We start from the raw sequence: 14,742 nt of genomic DNA on the forward strand, positions 1-14,742 counted from the left end.
CCGCAGCCCCGTCCCGTTCATCTCCACAACAGGAAATTAACAGGACCGCCGGCGGATTAAAAGACCCTCGCCGGAAAACCTAACAAAGTACTACTAGGGCCTGTCCTGTGAATCACCCGGCGGGCCTTGGTAGACCTGTCGGGTGGTTGGCAGAGGTGAACTGACGGATAAGGCCTGGGCGCGGATTGAACCGCTGCTGCCCGCTTCAGGACACGGCGGGCAGTGGCGGGATCACCGGCAGGTGATCAACGCGCTCCTGTTCAAGCTGCGTACCGGGGCCCCGTGGCGGGATCTGCCCGAACGGTAAGGTCTGTGGAAGACCGCCCACGAGCGGCTGCGCAAGTGGACCACTACGGCTCGCGCAGGATCATCGTCATGGGCATCCTGCGGTCATGGTCCCACGGTGTGGAGCTGTGGAACGAAGCGAACATGCGCAAAATCTGGTCAGCAGCCAACATCAAGGTCTACGGCGGCGGCGTTGCCGAAGACGGCTTCCTGCGCGCGCTCTCTGACCTGATCGGAGACTACGGCTACGCCAGCATCTCCCAATCCAGCGGCAATAACGGGCGCAGCCGCTCCCGGCAGGAAAGCAAAGAGCGGATCTTCGACGTCTCCAACCTCGCCGGACTCGACCGCGGCCGTGCCGTGGTCCTGGCCTCCGGCGCACCGGCAACACTGATCAAAACCCGCCCCTGGTTCACCGGCAAACACAAAGAAGCCGTCGAAGCCTCCATCGCCGAACACGCACCCAAACCCGGGGGCAACCCGACCGGCAATGCGTGGATCCGCGCATCGAGCGAAAAGGCCGGCAGGCCATGAATGACCTGGACTCGTTCGCCGACCTGCCGGCCCCCGGAGAAGCTCCGGCCGGTTTGGAACCGCACCCCCCGGCCCCGGACAAGCCGGCAGAACTGGTCTACGGCTCGGCGGAAGAGTTTCTGCAGCAGAGACTGCTGCCCGCCTACAACCGGCGCAACGACGGCAAAAGCGGCTTATGGTGCCCCAAATGGTTTCTCCACTCCGAAGCAATCAGCCGCGTCACCTCCCTCTGGCGGGCATGAGAACACTACAGGCTCGATGCCGCCACCGGCATGAGCGTGTGGTGGCGCGATCACGCCGACCACCTCATGGCCGTGCTGCTCAATCCGGACGGCACGTTCCACAGCTGCACCCCCGCTCGGCACTATGACCCAAAACCGTTCAACTGCAAGCAGGCCCCCGCTGGCTGGTTTCCCGAAGAACGCGACGATATCGTTCAATAGGTTCATGAACCGGTACAGCTATGCGTTGCCGTCTTCCTGGTACACACCCGGAATGCCGTCACTGTCTGCATCGATCTTTTCCTCGGCCTCGATGCGTCGGTAGTGCCGGTTGCGGGTGCGTTGCACTACCGTGGCCAGCAGCGCTGCCAGCAATGAGGCTGCGAGAATAGGAACCTTCGCGTGGTCGTTGGCGGGAGTTCCGAGGCCGAAGCTGGGCTCTGCCACCAGCAGAGAGACTGTGAATCCGATGCCGGCCAGCTTCGCGTCTAGCTGCCAGCAATGAGGCTGCGGATACACGAACCGCCGCTATGACGCGCGCGGCTGTTTCTTCGGCTCGACGGTAGTGACACCTGCTTCGCGGAAGATCCGCGACAACGCCGACATCGATGGGGCCGAAAGCCCGATCGCGAGCGCTTGTCGTGCACGCTGACGGGCCCGGGATCAAGGCCCGATCGCTCCAACGAGGCCTTCACATCCAGTAAGTGATCCCGATTGTGCTCCCGCTCGTCGCCGCCATCCCGGTACCCGCGAAGTGGGTCGCAATGGCCAGGCCACCTGGCATCCAGCCGAGCCACTTGCGCGCCGTCTCATAGGCACCGTTCATGAGTCCGCTCTTGCCCATGGCGACACCCATGAGCACGAACATTGGGATCACGCTTAGGGACCAGGAGGCGAACGAGGAGAAGACGACCTCCTGGCGACTGCTCTCGACTGCCTTCGGTCCCGACGGGACGAGGAGGCCGAGGAATGCCGCCACCGACATCGCTACCCCGATGGGAATCTTGAGGAGCATCAGCGCCATTATCAGCAGAATGGTCATCAAGCCGACAATGAGCTTGCTCGACGGGATGACGAACAGATAGACAGCCAGCAGGATGGCGATGACGCCGACCACGATGAGGGCGATCGTGAATCGGCTTGCGGTTAGCGCCTCTTTCACCAGCTCAGGCGTTTTCAGCGGAGGTATCACCGTGCCGGGGGCGTCTGCATCGCGTTCATCGTTCCTTCGCCTCGTGGGTGTCGGTGATGGCGAGCACGGGGTCCTCGCGCTCGATCGCGTTGAAGACCTCATCGGCGTCGGCGGGTACGAACTCTGTCACGGTGATGGCCCGGAGCAGCATGGCGACGGTCTGCAACAGCAAAACGGCCATCCCAGCCGCGACAACCCAGCGGTAGTTCCAGATCGTCAACCAGGATACGGCCAGCGCTCGTTTCTCGAAGCCCGTGACCTCGAGTGCCTTCTCGACGCTGAACCACACGAAGAGGGCGGTGGCGAAGAGCGTGAACGACATAGAGAGGATCTCGATGGCTCGTTGCGCGCGTGGCCCGGTCTGCTCCGTCAGGAGGTTCACCCGGAGGTGCTCGCCCCGCAGCAGAGCATATCCCATCCCGAGCGACACGAGCACGGGCATCCATGCGAACTGCACGAGATCCAACGTCCCCGGGATGGAGCGCCCGAAGAAGCTCCGGCCGATAAGGTCTGCGACGACGTTGAGCATGAGCAGGATTATGACCATGCCGCCCAGCACTGAGGCGACGAGACTTGTGCGATCGATCCACTTGAGCCAGGGGAGCGGCCCGTCGATCCGGTGCGCCACCGTCATGCCTAATGCCCCAGGGTCGGGAGAATCGACGGGTTCGCCCCGCTGCTCGATAGGCCTCGACCGCAGCCGTGATGGCCGGCGTGTATGGGAGTCCGTGTCGTCACATGTTCCGCTCCTAATTGATGGCGCGCCAGTGCGCCGGGGGATTGTGACCTAGTTACCTTAATGCACAATATACATAGTGATTGCACTACAGATATGCTCATTGTGACCCTCCGCTAGCGGGTCACCGCGACACGACTACGAAGGGACACGCGATGTCCAGCTACGCCACGGCCCTTGTCCAGATGGCGCCATTCCGACAGGAATTCCAGGAGTTACCGCTCCCGGTCCTCGGGGAGGGCGCGGCGCTGCTGCGCATCGAAGCGAACGGGCTCTGCGGCACGGACGCCGAATCGATCAACGGCACCGTGAGCTCAGTGCCGGCAGATGGCGGCTCGCCCTACCCGCGGATCAACGGGCACGAGATCGTCGGCATCATCGAGGACCTCGGCCCTAACCCACGCAAAAACCTGCGCATCGGCGATCGGGTCGCTGTGAACCCGTTCATTCCTTGCGGGAAGTGCCGGGCGTGCCTACGCGGCGAGAACCACCTATGTCGTAGCCACCCGTGGGCGCCCGCGGTCTACGGCTTTATCCCGACCCGACACGGATCCGGCCTCTGGGGTGGTTACTCCACACACCTTTATATCGACCCGGCCACACTGCTCTACAAGATGCCGAGCACGATTGACCCGCTCACTGCGACTCTATGGAACCCGATGGCTAATGCCGTGAGCTGGTCGGTGCTCACCCCCGGCACGAGACCGGGGAGCAAGGTCGCGATCCTCGGCACCGGGCAGCGTGGCCTCGCTTGCGTCGCTGCCGTGAAGCTCGCGGGCGCTGGCCTCGTACTTGCGACCGGGCTCACCAAGGACCGGCACAAGCTCGACCTCGCCCTCGCGTTCGGCGCCGACGCAGTGGTGGACGTCGAGCAGGAGGATGTCCACACGCGCGCCATGGAGCTCACCGACGGCGAGGGCTTCGATATCGTCGTCGACACCACGCCGCACACGACGAAGCCGACGCTAGACGGGCTCAACATGCTCCGGTTCGGGGGCACGCTCGTGTCCGCGGGCGTCAAGGCCCCGACGATGGACGGCTTTCCGATCGGCATGCTTACGACGCGCAGCATCCGGCTCCTCGGTGCCGCCGGGCAGAACAACGAGGCATATCAGATCGCGGCGGACATCGTTGCGTCCGGGGCGATCCCGCTCGACCGGATGCGCACGCACGTCTTCGGATTCGACCAATTCGATCTCGCGCTCGACACGCTGGTGGGTAAGGTCGAGGGCGAACACGCCATCAACGTCGTCGTCACACCGACCTTCACGCCCTCCTGATCTGGGGCCGCGGTGAGCGGTCCTGCGCGTCGCGGCGCTTACCGGCAACCGCGATGCAGGCTCTGGCGATGGCCTGCCCGACTCGGACGATTTCCTCGCCCTGGACCGGCGGCATGCCTATTACCGAGAGCGCTAACCTGCCCGACCGTCCGGGTCGAAGATCGGAGCCCCTACAAAGTTCGGGTGGTACTCCTCAGCGGGTCAGTGATGCCGAGGGTGTAACCGCGCGACACTCCGATGAGCGTATGGGTGGCTCTCCGGAGCTCAAGGTCGCCGGGCTGTGGATCGCGACGGCGAACCCTCTACGGCGAATTTCGGCGAGGGTCTCGAGCCACCGCTCGAGGGTCCAGTAGCTGCATGGGTATAACGCAGGGTATAAGGCACGGTAGGTGACGAGGCAGACGAGCGGCAGTAGCAGGGACATACCCCTGATCGAACCAACGGACCCGCTCACCGCATTATTTGGGCAGGTGGTTTCCGTGCCGGTTTTCCGGGGCTCACCGGTGTGTGTTGGGCGGGGGCGTCCAGCGGGTGTGGACTGTGAGGGTGTCGTCGGCCCATTGGATGAGGCTGGCGGTGGCGGTACAGGCGCGAACATCATCGGTCTGAAGAGGTCTGGAAAGGAAGCCGCAAGTATTGCCATGACCAGGAAGAGTGCTACCGCTGGCAAAATGAAGGCGGCTCGCAGCTTCATATCAATGCCATGGCAAGTCGGCCATCATCACTGGGGCGTCGAGCGGTATGGGGTACGCAACGGCCGAGACATTCATCCGTGAGGGGGCCTCGGTTGTTCTCGCGGACATCGACGAACAGGCCGGGGACGAACTGGCCAGCGCACTGGGTGATCGGGCGGCGTTCGTCCGCACCGATGTCACCTCGGAAGAGCAGGTCGCGGCGTTGGTATCAGATGCTGTGGAGCGCTTTGGCCGGCTCGACATCTTCTTCAGCAACGCAGGTGCCGGCGGGGATCAGTCGGCCGTGGCGCAACTGTCGGCCGAGGGACTGGAGCAGGCGCTCGCCCTCAACTTGAAGTCACATGTGTTCGCGCACAAGCACGCTACCCGTCAGCTGCTGCTGCAAGGGACCGGTGGGTCCATTATCACGACAGCCAGCGCGGCTGTCCTGCAAGCCGGATGGTCAGCAGCTGCCTACTCGATCTCGAAGGCGGGTGTGCTAGGTCTTGTCCGCGCGACAGCTTTGGAGACCAGAGGGTCCGGCATCCGCTCCAACGCGATCTTGCCCGGTGGTGTCGTCACGCCGATTATCTCTCGGTACTTCGACATTCCTGCGGATGCACATGTTCGCCCGAGTCTCCACCTACAGGACCAGTCCCGGCACCACGGGCGCGCCAACGGAGGAAACCGTCAGACGGGTGCTTGAACTCTCAGGATGCCTGGGAATCCAGTACCTGAAGGGCAAGGACAACAAATCCATATCCATCACCCTGTGGGAGACGGAGGAAGCCCTTACCGCAAGCCAGCAACCTGCCGACCAGATCCGTTCGGAGACGACCCAGGAGCAGCATATGCAGGTCCTTGACGTTCACGCTGCGCTCGACGAACCCGTTCGACCTGCCGCTGGCCAACCCGAACTTCTACCTGGAGCCGGCCGACCTCGAGAACCTGCTCGACAGCTTCGAACAGCTGCGCGACATCGGTGAACAGCCCGCGTTGAAGGACGTGGTCAAGGGAGAAGCACGGCCGGGCCCGGACCTGACCAGCCGGGAGCAGCTCCGTGCCTACGCGCGGGCAACGACCACCAGCGCCTACCACCCCTCGGGCTGAACCGTCCCGAGTTTTAGGCCGTCTTCATACGAGGCGCCTCAGGGTTTCCTGAGGCGCTTTCCTGGTCATAGTAGTTGGTTTCAAATTCGGCCGGCGGGATGAGTCCGAGGTGGCCGTGGAGCCTTTCGGTGTTGTACCAGTGGACCCAGTCCATAGTGGCCTTTTCGACCTCAGCGAGGGTCTTGAGCGGACCGGTCAGGAACGGGCTGTTCCTGGCCGTGCACTCGGTTTTGTAGAGACCGATGGTCGACTCGGCCAGCGCATTATCGTAGGCATCCCCGACGCTTCCGACCGAGGCAGCCAGCCCTTCAAGGATCAGCGTTTCGGTGAACCGGATGGAGGTGTACTGGCTGCCGGCATCGGAATGGTGGATCATCCCCTCCGGCACCCTGTGGCCGTCGTGGTCACGCCGCCACAGGGCCATCTTCAGGGTAGTCAGGACCAGATCCGTGTCCTTGGACATGGCCGCGTGCCAGCCCACGATCGCCCGCGAATACAGGTCGATCGCGAACGCCACGTACGCGAAGCCGGCCCACGTCCGAACATAGGTGAAGTCGGTGACCCATCCATAGTTCGGCCGGTCGGCGGTGAACTGGCGGTTGAGCAGATCCCCGGCCCGCTGCCCGTCCCTGCCGGGCACGGTGGTCCGGTGGGCCCGGCCGCGGACGACCCCGGACATGCCCTCATCGCGCATCAGCCGGTCCACGGTGCAGTGCGCCACTTCATGGCCGGTCCGGCGCAGCCAGGCGGTCATTTTCCGTCGTCCGTACAGCGATTCGGGGGTGCCTGTGGTGGCCCGCAGTGCATCGGTAATGCGGGCGTCCGAGACGGCCCGCGCTGCCGGCGGGGAGGATTTCCAGGTCCGGTACGTCCGCGGGGCAACCTGCAGGCCCTGCTCGCGCAGGACCCGGCAGACCGACTAGACCCCGTGGCCGCGCTCCCTCATCAGGTCTATGAAACCGGCTATTTGCGGCGGCGAGGGTCGAGTTCCCTCGCGAAGAAAATTGATGCCTGCTTCAGGATCTCGTTGGACTCGCGCAGTTCCCGGTTCTCCCGCTCCAGCTCCCGGATCCGATCCTGTTCGGCGCTGGTGACACCCGGCCGCTGGTCCGCATCGATCTGGGCCTGGAGCACCCACCGGCGCAGGGCTTCCTTGCCGATGTTCAGCTTCGGTCCGATGGCCTTGCAGGCAGCATTCACCGAGGCGTACTCGCTCAGATGGTCCAGGACCATCCGCACCGCACGCTCACGCTGGTCCGCCGGGTATTGCTTGGGCATAGTCGCCATCCTTGTCACAAAAGGAAGCGGCATCAAACCCGTGACGGTTCAGGCACCGCCAAGATGGGCGTCGACAGCCTCGCGGTGGTCGACCCCGAACTCCGCGTCCACGGCCTCGACGGACTCCGTGTCGCGGACCTGTCGGTAATCCCGACGCTCACCACAGGCAATACCAATGCCCCTGCCATGATGATCGGAGAGCGCGCGGCCGACTTCATTCTCGGCAGCTAACGGGCGCGACTAGGAGGCGGTCTCGGACGCCCGGGCGTCGCACGCGGTGGTTCCGGGCCGTCCCCGGAACCACCGCCCCGGCAGACCCGATGCCGCGAATCCCGAAGTCGGAGGCGCTCACTCCTGCCGATGGTGCTCCACCAACGACCACCGCTGCTTCCTCACCGGACGCGCACCGGACCAATTCTTATAGATCAGCTCAGGTTCGGTCTGGCTGTGCCCGTCGCCTGGAGACTCAGTCATTTCTTCTCACCGTCCGCCCAGGTCGGCCACGGACAGGATCTCGTCCTTGCTTGCTGCCGTGAAGAGGAGGACCAGTGTTTGCTGCGGCTGCGGGAGATGGTGATGTAGCTGTATTGGCCGATTAACCGGGAGGGTTTGTCTAGGTAGCCGACTTCGGAGACGCCCCGCCGTAGATTTTCACGTCCGAGGCTGACCAGATTTTCCACATGCCTTCCAGGGACCAGGCTCCACGCCCTGGAACCAGGACTGCAGGATCAACCCGGTCAGCCATATCCGCCTGTGAGTCTTGTTGTGGCTGGTCCGGGACCGGCTGGCAGGGTAGGTGTCGGTCGCCTGCCCCGGGAATGTGGCTCGATATCCGCCTGGCCGTTTCAAACGTGCCTTCAATCGGAATTGCCCGTTACTGGGGTGAGCGGCCGGCGCCTGCCCGGCCCACACCGAAGGCTTGATCAGAAGACTGCCCAGCCCCCCTTGGGGGCTGTGACCCATCACAGGAATGCCTCGGAGTGACCTTCACCCGGGCCGACGCCGGCCGCACCGCGGCCAGAAGCATCTGCCCGTTCGTGAGGAAGGAACCCCCGGCCGCGATGACCACTGTCGCACACTCCTGTCCGTTCGTCATCGGCGTGGACACCCACGCCCGCACGCATACCTACGCCGTGCTTGCCGCCAGCGGCGAGCACCTCACCACCGAGGCCTTCCCCAACACCCACGCGGGCAGGGCCCGTGCGATCGCCTGCGTAGCCCGCCGCACCGGCGGGGACCTCGGAGCCCTCTGGGTCATCGAAGGCACGGGAAGCTACGGGGCCCTGCTCGCGGGCACCGTCGCACGGGCCGGCTACCGCGTCGCCGAAGCGCCCAGGGTCACGGCCTACGCCCCAGCTCGTCGCGGAACCGGCAAGTCCGATCCGCTGGACGCTGCCGCGATCGCCGCAGCCGCCCTCCCGCTCGAAGAGGACCAACTGCGCATTCCGCGCCAGGACGAGGGGGTCCGCGCTGCGCTGCGGGTCCTGGTCGCCGCGAGGGAGCAGATGACAGTCGAGCGCACGGCGAAGGTCAACGCCCTCACCGCCCTCCTGCGCAGCGTCGACCTCGGCATCGACGCCCGCAAGCCCCTCAGTGATACCAGGATCACCGAGGTCTCCCACTGGCGCGCCCGCGACGAGGCCCTCGCCGCCGCCACTGCCCGTGCGGAGGCGGTCCGGCTCGCCAAGCGCATCACCGTCCTCGACGGCGAGCTCAAGGACAACCAAACCCGTACCACCGAGCTCCTCGAGGCCAGCCCCGCGGCGCCCCTTCTCGAGGAGACCGGCATCGGTCCCGTCACCGCCGCCGTGGTCTACACGGCGTGGTCGCATCTGGGCCGGGTGCGTTCCGAGGCCGCCTTCGCAGCCCTCGCCGGCGTGAGCCCCATCCCCGCATCCTCGGGGAACACCGTGCGCCACCGACTCAACCGAGGCGGCGACAGGCGCCTGAACTGCGCACTGCACATGGCCACCGTCGTCCGCACCGTCCACGACCCCGACACCCGCGCCTACGCCAAACGCCGCAAGGCCGAAGGAAAAACTCCACGGGAAATCCGGCGATGCCTCAAGCGCTACCTCGCCCGCCGCCTCTACCGCACCCTCAACGCTCTACACGCCCCTGACAATGCGATCCCGAACGCGGCTTGACGAGATATAGAAGATTCTGATTTTTCCCGGGCACTATGGCGACCCCTCGAGCGCTGCCTTCATTTATCTTCGGGGCGAAATTGAAGGGTGACTGTCCGATGCAGACGCCTTCTGATATCCAGCGTAGGCGGCTTCTGAAACTGACACCTCGGCTGGGGCGGTGACCCCTAGACTTCGTCGCGTTAGGTCTGCCCGGGAAAGTGTCGCGGTGGAGGATGCCCAAACAGGATGGAAACGAGGTAGGACAGGGCCAGAATTTAGGGCAGCCTCCGTCATCAGGCCCACGCATAAGTTCTCGGATAAGGCTGTCGCGCAACAGCACGGCTTACGGGACCTGAACCCTCATGGCCTTGGCCCTGCCGAACGGTGCTATCTCACACTAGCCGGCCTGGTCGATTTGGTGCTGGACAGCGCCGGCGTAGAGGTCCACGACGTCGTCGGAATTAATGTCCGGCGGGGCGAAATAGCCCGCGAACCGAATCCCCTCGGCCAGCCCCGCCAGCTGGCAGGCCACGGCTGCGGCGTGGCGCCGGTCGGGGGTCGTGTCGCCGATGATGGCCGCCACCCCGGCCAGGACGTCATGTCGGGTTGCCTCCGGCGTGGGGGACTGCCGGATCCGCGAGACCAGGGTGGCCCAGGGCTCGTTCGCTCCGGCGTCGCGGCGGGTCAGGACCTGTTGCACCAGGGCCCGGCCCAGCCGGTCCCGGGGCAGGTCCAGTTCGACCAGCGGCACCGCGGTCAGGCCGACGACGGTATACAGCTCGGCCTTCGAGCCGAACAGTTTGATTACCAGTCCGGGGGAGACTTTGGCGGCGTCGGCGATCTCGCGCACGGTGACGTCGTGGTAGCCGCGTTCGCCGAACAGGGTGGCGGCAGCGTGGCGGATGCGCGCTCGGCCATCGCCCCGGGTCATGCGGGCAGCTCGATGTCGACCCGTTCTGTCCGGGCCCGCAGGATGACCTTAACTGAGGAGGCTGTTTCCCCGTTGGGGGAGACAGCGGTGACGATGTAGGTCCCGACAGGTGGCAGGGCCAGCGTGTACTGGCCGTGCGTGTCGGTGCGGGTGGCGGCGACGAAGTCCCCGGCGCCGGCGCTGATGGTCACCAGTGCCCCCTCCAGCGGGACTTCGCTGGCCTTGATGACGCCGTCGAGCGAGAGTTCCTCCAGCAGTTCCAGGTCGTGTTCGGTGGTGCCGCCGGAAAAGGTCACGAGCTGCGAACGCGGCGCCCAGCCCCCGGCATTGGCGACCACGACATAGCGGCCTGGTCCCGGCAGGGCCGCGGTGAAAAAGCCGTCGTGGTCGGTTCGGGCCCAGTCCCCGGGAACGCCGTCCTCCCGGATGAAGGTCACGACGGCCGGCCGCTGGGGGCCGCCCGTGCCGCGCATGAGAACGCGCCCGTGGACGAGCGTCTCCTGCACGTTGTTATCCGCTTTGAGGGTGCGGCCGCCGCTGGGGATGAACAGTGCGATGGCAATGCCCACCACGGCAGCGAAGGCGGCGAGCCAGAAGGACAGGTGCAGCGCATTCAGGGACGGGACCGGAACCCCGTTGTAGTCGATGACGAGGGTGGAGAGGATCAGCCCGACGACGGCACTGGCCACGGAGGTGCCCATCGAGCGGATGAGCGCATTAACACCGTTGGCCGACGCGGTTTCAGTGATCGGAACCGCGCTCATGATCAGCGTCGGCATGGCGGCGAAGGCGAAGGCAACCCCGACGTTCACCAGGGTGGCGCCGGCGATGACCTCCCACACCGTGTTGTCCAGGAAGACCCGGGCCACATAGGTTACGGCCATGATCGCGGCGCCGAATATCAAGGTGGGCTTGCCGCCCCAGCGGTTCAGCATGGCCCCGGCGACGGGGGACAGGGCGACCATGGCCAACCCGGAAGGTACCATCGCGAGTCCGGCCACCAGCACGGAGAGGCCGAACGCGTACCCGGTCCCGGTGGGGATCTGCAATTGCTGGGTGGTGATGAGCATGTTCACGAACATCGCCACGCAGATGAAGAACGAGGAAATGTTGGTCAGCAGCACCGGTCGTTTTACAGAGGTCCGCAGATCCACCATGGGCTGGTTGACCCGTAGCTGGAGCGGGATCCAGCCCGCGAGCAGGGCCAGTGCAAGGGCCAGCAGGCCCAGAACGAGCGGGCTGGTCCAGCCCCAGCTGGACCCCTTGGAAATGGCCAGCAGGGTGGCGGTCAGGATGACCGAGAGGATCAGCGCGCCGGCGATGTCGAAGCGCCCGGGAGTCGTGAGTGTGGATTCCTTCACCAGCAGCAGGACGCCGATGAGGAACACGACACCGAGCGCTGCTGAGACCCAGAACAGCGACTCCCACCCGAAAGCGTTGTAGAGCAGCCCGGACAACGGCATTCCCAGCGCCGAGCCGATGCCAAGTGTGGCGCTCATCAGGGCGACGGCCGAGGCCACTTTCTCCTTGGGTAGTTCGTCGCGCAGCACCGAGATCCCGACCGGGATCAGAGAGGAGGCGAAGCCCTGCATGGCGCGCCCGGCGATCAGTGCCGGGAACGTGCCGCCGATCGCCGCGACGAGCGAGCCGAGGCTCATGACCGCCAGGGCCAGCAGCAGCATCTTGCGTTTGCCGTACATGTCGGCCATGCGGGAAATGATCGGGGTGAAGATCGCAGCACTGAGCAAGGTGACGGTGACCAGCCAGGATGAATCGTCGGCCGAGACACCCAGGATGCGGGGGAAGTCCGGCAGCAAGGGGATCACGAGGGTCTGCTGGAGCGCGACCACCATGCCGCAGAGGGCCAGGACGGTGGTTGTCGCCCACGCGGGGACGGAGCGAAGCGGCACGGGAGGGGCCTCCGGGAGCGGGTTGTCGCTAGGGGTAAACGGCTGTTTACCCCCAGATAAAGGAAACACCTCACCGGGTTCCGCCGTCAAACCAGTTTTGGCGGGAGCGGTCGTCGAAAACGACGGCGTTCTCGGCGGGTGCCCGTGGCGGCGGCCCAGCGCAGCGCCGCGGCGCACAGGCTGACGCGCAGGTGCCGTCCATGGCCCGGCGGATGACCATACCGGTGCGCAGGTGGATCATGGTGGCCTGGAACAACCAGCCTAGCCGGTTCGCGGGCAGGTGATGTCGCCGACCACGGGTTCCCGGAATCTCGGAGGTGAAGTCCCGGCGGCCCTTGGTCGTCGAGCAGGTGGTTGAAGCCGCGGGCGGTTCCATTTACGTCCACGACCGCCTGCAGGTAGGTGACCGGTTGCGGGTAGGGTTTCGGGGCCGCAGGAGCTGGAGCTGACGGCACTACCCGCAAGATAGCCAGCTTGAGAGTGCGGTCGGCTCCTGAAAATGACAGAGGGTATATCCGCCCTGACACCGTTCAAGTGCTCGTGTGGTGTCAGGGCGGGGCCGGTGCGACGGAAGCGTGGACGTTGTCGGGTGTGGCCGCCGGGGGTCGGCGGATGGTCAGGTGAGGTTCTGCATGGTGCCGGTGTCGGCTGCGCGGCGCAGCGCGGCGAGCATCTGTTTGCGGGTGACCGCGTCGTCGAGGCTGGGGGCGAGTCGGGTGTCGTAGCGCAGGTCGCGTTCGACGACCAGCAGGGTCTCGGCGATTGTGGCGGCCAGGGCGGGCAGGGCGGTGTCGGCGTGGATGTAGGAGGCGGGCACCTGGAGTTCTTCCAGCTCGGCTGCCCCGGCGGTGGCCCCGTGGAGGGTGAGTGGGCTCAGTTGGATGTTGCCGTTCGGGGCGGTCACCACCAGGGTGCCCTCGGTGCCGTTGATCTCCCAGTGCAGGGTCGTGCCGGCGGTTTTGCCGCCGCGGTAGTGGGCCGAGACCATGGTCCCGTCCGCGAGCCGCCCGGAGAGCAGTAGTTGGTCCGGGGTGGTCTTCTCCACGGTCTGGTCGGTGCCGGCGAGGCGGACGAGGGGCTGTTGGATCGCGGTCATCGCGGTCAGGGTGTCGAACTCGCCCAGGACGGTGCACACCGCGTCGATGGTGTGGCCGAAGGGGATGGTCATCATCGTCCCGCCGAGGGCGTCGTCCTGGAGGTAGGCCTGGGACGGGTCTACGACGTCGCCCCAGGGTCCGCCCTCGCCCACGAGCGTGGAGGACAGCACCCGGCCGAGGTAGCCGTCCTGGATGAGGTCACGCAGGTAGCGGATTTCGGGCCGGGCCCGGGCCTGCAGGCCGGTGGCCGCGTACACCCCGGCGGTGGTGAAGCCATCGCGCAGCTGGCGGGTCTGGTCCAGGGTGGATCCGGAGGGCCACTCGCTGTAGACGGGCTTGCCGGCCGCCAGGATCTTCTGCAGCAGCTCGTAGTGGTGCTCCACGCGCACGGCGACGATGACCAGGTCCACCGCGTCCGAGCCGATGAGCTCGTCCGGGTTGTCGTAGGCCTCGGGGATGCCGAACTCCTCGGCGGTGGCCTTCGCGGAGTTCAGGCGGGTGGTGCTGACCGCGCTCACCTTCAGGCCGGGGATGGTCGCCAGGGCGGGCAGGTGCGCGATGCGTCCCCAGCCGGTGGTGGAGGCGCCGATGATGCCGACCCGGATCGGGCGATCGGAGTGGACGGTGGAAGAGTGCTGGGTCAATGGTGTTCCTTGATCGTGGGGAGGTGGAGAGCAGGGGCAGGAGCATTGCGGGGGTCGCTCGGTGGCTTCCTGCGTTCGCCGGTGTTTCTGGTGTGTCTGGGACTTCAGTGGTCTTGCGTTCGGAATTCCGAACGTAAGGGTCGGGCTGGGCTGGCGCTGGGCCAGACCTTAGGGCCGGCAGGTGCTGGCTGGGCCGGGGCTGTACTGGCGGTGGCCGGCCCCGCGGGGTGTTAGCGGGTTGTGTGGGGGGTGGGTTGGTGTGGGCGGGGGTTGGTGGTGTTTTGGTGGCAGGGGCAGGGTGGGTTGTTGGTGGTTTGGATGGGGCAGCCGCCGCGGTTGGTGGGGGTGTCGCAGTTTTTGGTTATGCACCAGCCGGTGAGGGTGCTCATGGTTGGTTGTGCTCCTGTGGTGGGCTCGGGGCGTGCTCATCCCGGGGCTGGGTGTCGGGGTGGTTTGTAGTGAGTTTAAGCCAACGGACTTACCTGGGTGTTCCGGTCTGCCTTTGCGGTTTCTGTCTGACCGCCCGGTGCGGCGGCCGGGGGCGGCCTCTGGGTTCCTTGGCGTTGGTATCCGTGGGGGGCGCATGGCGCTCGTGAGGTTGTTGTGTCTGGGTGGATGGGGTAGTAGCTGAGTGGATATAGGACTGGGTATAACCCCGGGTATAAGACGTGGTAGGTGAGGGGGGGTAGAGGCTGGGGTATGTTCCGTGGTGGCGGGGCAT

Annotated in this window: 14 protein-coding genes and 3 pseudogenes; 8 read left to right on the forward strand and 9 right to left on the reverse strand. The window is 65.6% G+C overall.

Features of this window, described 5'->3' with window-relative positions; translation table 11 throughout:
• The first annotated feature begins 142 nt into the window (after positions 1-142).
• The 3 genes and pseudogenes from AC5RW2_RS37355 to AC5RW2_RS37365 all read left to right on the forward strand — a co-directional run bounded on the left by AC5RW2_RS37355 (position 143) and on the right by AC5RW2_RS37365 (position 1,262).
• On the forward strand, positions 143-307 hold the full coding sequence (locus AC5RW2_RS37355) for a transposase (RefSeq protein WP_493986491.1): 165 nt from the start codon (positions 143-145) through the stop codon (positions 305-307).
• Positions 308-312: 5 nt separating this feature from the next.
• Positions 313-819: a TraM recognition domain-containing protein gene (locus tag AC5RW2_RS37360; RefSeq protein ID WP_493986492.1), complete on the forward strand. Its 507-nt coding sequence runs from the start codon at positions 313-315 to the stop codon at positions 817-819.
• Positions 816-1,262, forward strand: a pseudogene (locus tag AC5RW2_RS37365) (DUF4913 domain-containing protein). Before AC5RW2_RS37360 ends, AC5RW2_RS37365 begins: the two are co-directional and overlap by 4 nt.
• A gap of 18 nt (positions 1,263-1,280) precedes the next feature.
• On the opposite strand, the pseudogene AC5RW2_RS37370 reads toward AC5RW2_RS37365, so the two are convergent.
• The 3 genes and pseudogenes from AC5RW2_RS37370 to AC5RW2_RS37380 form a co-directional block, all read right to left on the reverse strand.
• Positions 1,281-1,526: pseudogene (locus AC5RW2_RS37370) on the reverse strand (Na+/H+ antiporter NhaA); the annotation flags it as partial.
• A 205-nt stretch (positions 1,527-1,731) separates the two neighbouring features.
• Positions 1,732-2,202: a TRAP transporter large permease subunit gene (locus tag AC5RW2_RS37375; protein WP_493986493.1), complete on the reverse strand. Its 471-nt coding sequence runs from the start codon at positions 2,200-2,202 to the stop codon at positions 1,732-1,734.
• 55 nt (positions 2,203-2,257) lie between these two features.
• Positions 2,258-2,866, reverse strand: coding sequence for a TRAP transporter small permease subunit (locus tag AC5RW2_RS37380; protein WP_493986494.1), 609 nt, complete (start codon positions 2,864-2,866; stop codon positions 2,258-2,260).
• Between the two features lie 257 nt (positions 2,867-3,123).
• Here AC5RW2_RS37380 and AC5RW2_RS37385 point away from each other — a divergent pair, with 257 nt between their 5' ends.
• The 3 genes from AC5RW2_RS37385 (at position 3,124) to AC5RW2_RS37395 (ending at position 6,032) form a co-directional block, all read left to right on the forward strand.
• Positions 3,124-4,248, forward strand: coding sequence for a zinc-dependent alcohol dehydrogenase (locus tag AC5RW2_RS37385; RefSeq protein WP_493986495.1), 1,125 nt, complete (start codon positions 3,124-3,126; stop codon positions 4,246-4,248).
• Positions 4,249-4,968: 720 nt separating this feature from the next.
• On the forward strand, positions 4,969-5,628 hold the full coding sequence (locus tag AC5RW2_RS37390) for an SDR family NAD(P)-dependent oxidoreductase (RefSeq protein ID WP_493986499.1): 660 nt from the start codon (positions 4,969-4,971) through the stop codon (positions 5,626-5,628).
• Between the two features lie 155 nt (positions 5,629-5,783).
• Positions 5,784-6,032: a GMC oxidoreductase gene (locus AC5RW2_RS37395; protein ID WP_493986496.1), complete on the forward strand. Its 249-nt coding sequence runs from the start codon at positions 5,784-5,786 to the stop codon at positions 6,030-6,032.
• Positions 6,033-6,045: 13 nt separating this feature from the next.
• Here the strand turns inward: AC5RW2_RS37395 and AC5RW2_RS37400 are convergent.
• Positions 6,046-7,310 (reverse strand): annotated as a pseudogene (locus tag AC5RW2_RS37400) (IS3 family transposase).
• On the opposite strand from AC5RW2_RS37400, the gene AC5RW2_RS37405 reads away from it, so the two are divergent.
• Positions 7,251-7,541 (forward strand): GMC oxidoreductase, encoded by a 291-nt coding sequence (locus AC5RW2_RS37405; RefSeq protein WP_493986497.1) that lies wholly within the window; start codon positions 7,251-7,253, stop codon positions 7,539-7,541. The pseudogene AC5RW2_RS37400 and the gene AC5RW2_RS37405 sit on opposite strands and share 60 nt — an antisense overlap.
• 117 nt (positions 7,542-7,658) lie before the next feature.
• Here AC5RW2_RS37405 and AC5RW2_RS37410 read toward each other — a convergent pair whose 3' ends face one another.
• Positions 7,659-7,784, reverse strand: a complete 126-nt coding sequence (locus AC5RW2_RS37410) for a hypothetical protein (RefSeq protein ID WP_494075142.1) — start codon at positions 7,782-7,784, stop codon at positions 7,659-7,661.
• Positions 7,785-8,371: 587 nt separating this feature from the next.
• Between AC5RW2_RS37410 and AC5RW2_RS37415 the strand changes: the two genes are divergently transcribed.
• Positions 8,372-9,457 (forward strand): IS110 family RNA-guided transposase, encoded by a 1,086-nt coding sequence (locus tag AC5RW2_RS37415; protein ID WP_493986718.1) that lies wholly within the window; start codon positions 8,372-8,374, stop codon positions 9,455-9,457.
• 379 nt (positions 9,458-9,836) lie between these two features.
• Here AC5RW2_RS37415 and AC5RW2_RS37420 read toward each other — a convergent pair whose 3' ends face one another.
• The 4 genes from AC5RW2_RS37420 to AC5RW2_RS37435 all read right to left on the reverse strand — a co-directional run bounded on the left by AC5RW2_RS37420 (position 9,837) and on the right by AC5RW2_RS37435 (position 14,021).
• Complete coding sequence (locus AC5RW2_RS37420) at positions 9,837-10,370, reverse strand: TetR/AcrR family transcriptional regulator (RefSeq protein ID WP_493986584.1); 534 nt, start codon at positions 10,368-10,370, stop codon at positions 9,837-9,839.
• Positions 10,367-12,280 (reverse strand): MFS transporter, encoded by a 1,914-nt coding sequence (locus AC5RW2_RS37425; RefSeq protein ID WP_493986583.1) that lies wholly within the window; start codon positions 12,278-12,280, stop codon positions 10,367-10,369. The genes AC5RW2_RS37420 and AC5RW2_RS37425 overlap by 4 nt, the downstream gene beginning before the upstream one ends.
• Before the next feature lie 70 nt (positions 12,281-12,350).
• Positions 12,351-12,656, reverse strand: coding sequence for a hypothetical protein (locus AC5RW2_RS37430; RefSeq protein ID WP_493986582.1), 306 nt, complete (start codon positions 12,654-12,656; stop codon positions 12,351-12,353).
• A gap of 240 nt (positions 12,657-12,896) precedes the next feature.
• The gene (locus tag AC5RW2_RS37435) at positions 12,897-14,021 is read right to left on the reverse strand and encodes a Gfo/Idh/MocA family protein (protein WP_493986581.1); all 1,125 of its coding nucleotides are present in this window, start codon (positions 14,019-14,021) and stop codon (positions 12,897-12,899) included.
• Positions 14,022-14,742 lie beyond the last annotated feature (721 nt).

This window comes from Arthrobacter sp. B0316-1-20, from assembly GCF_059091865.1.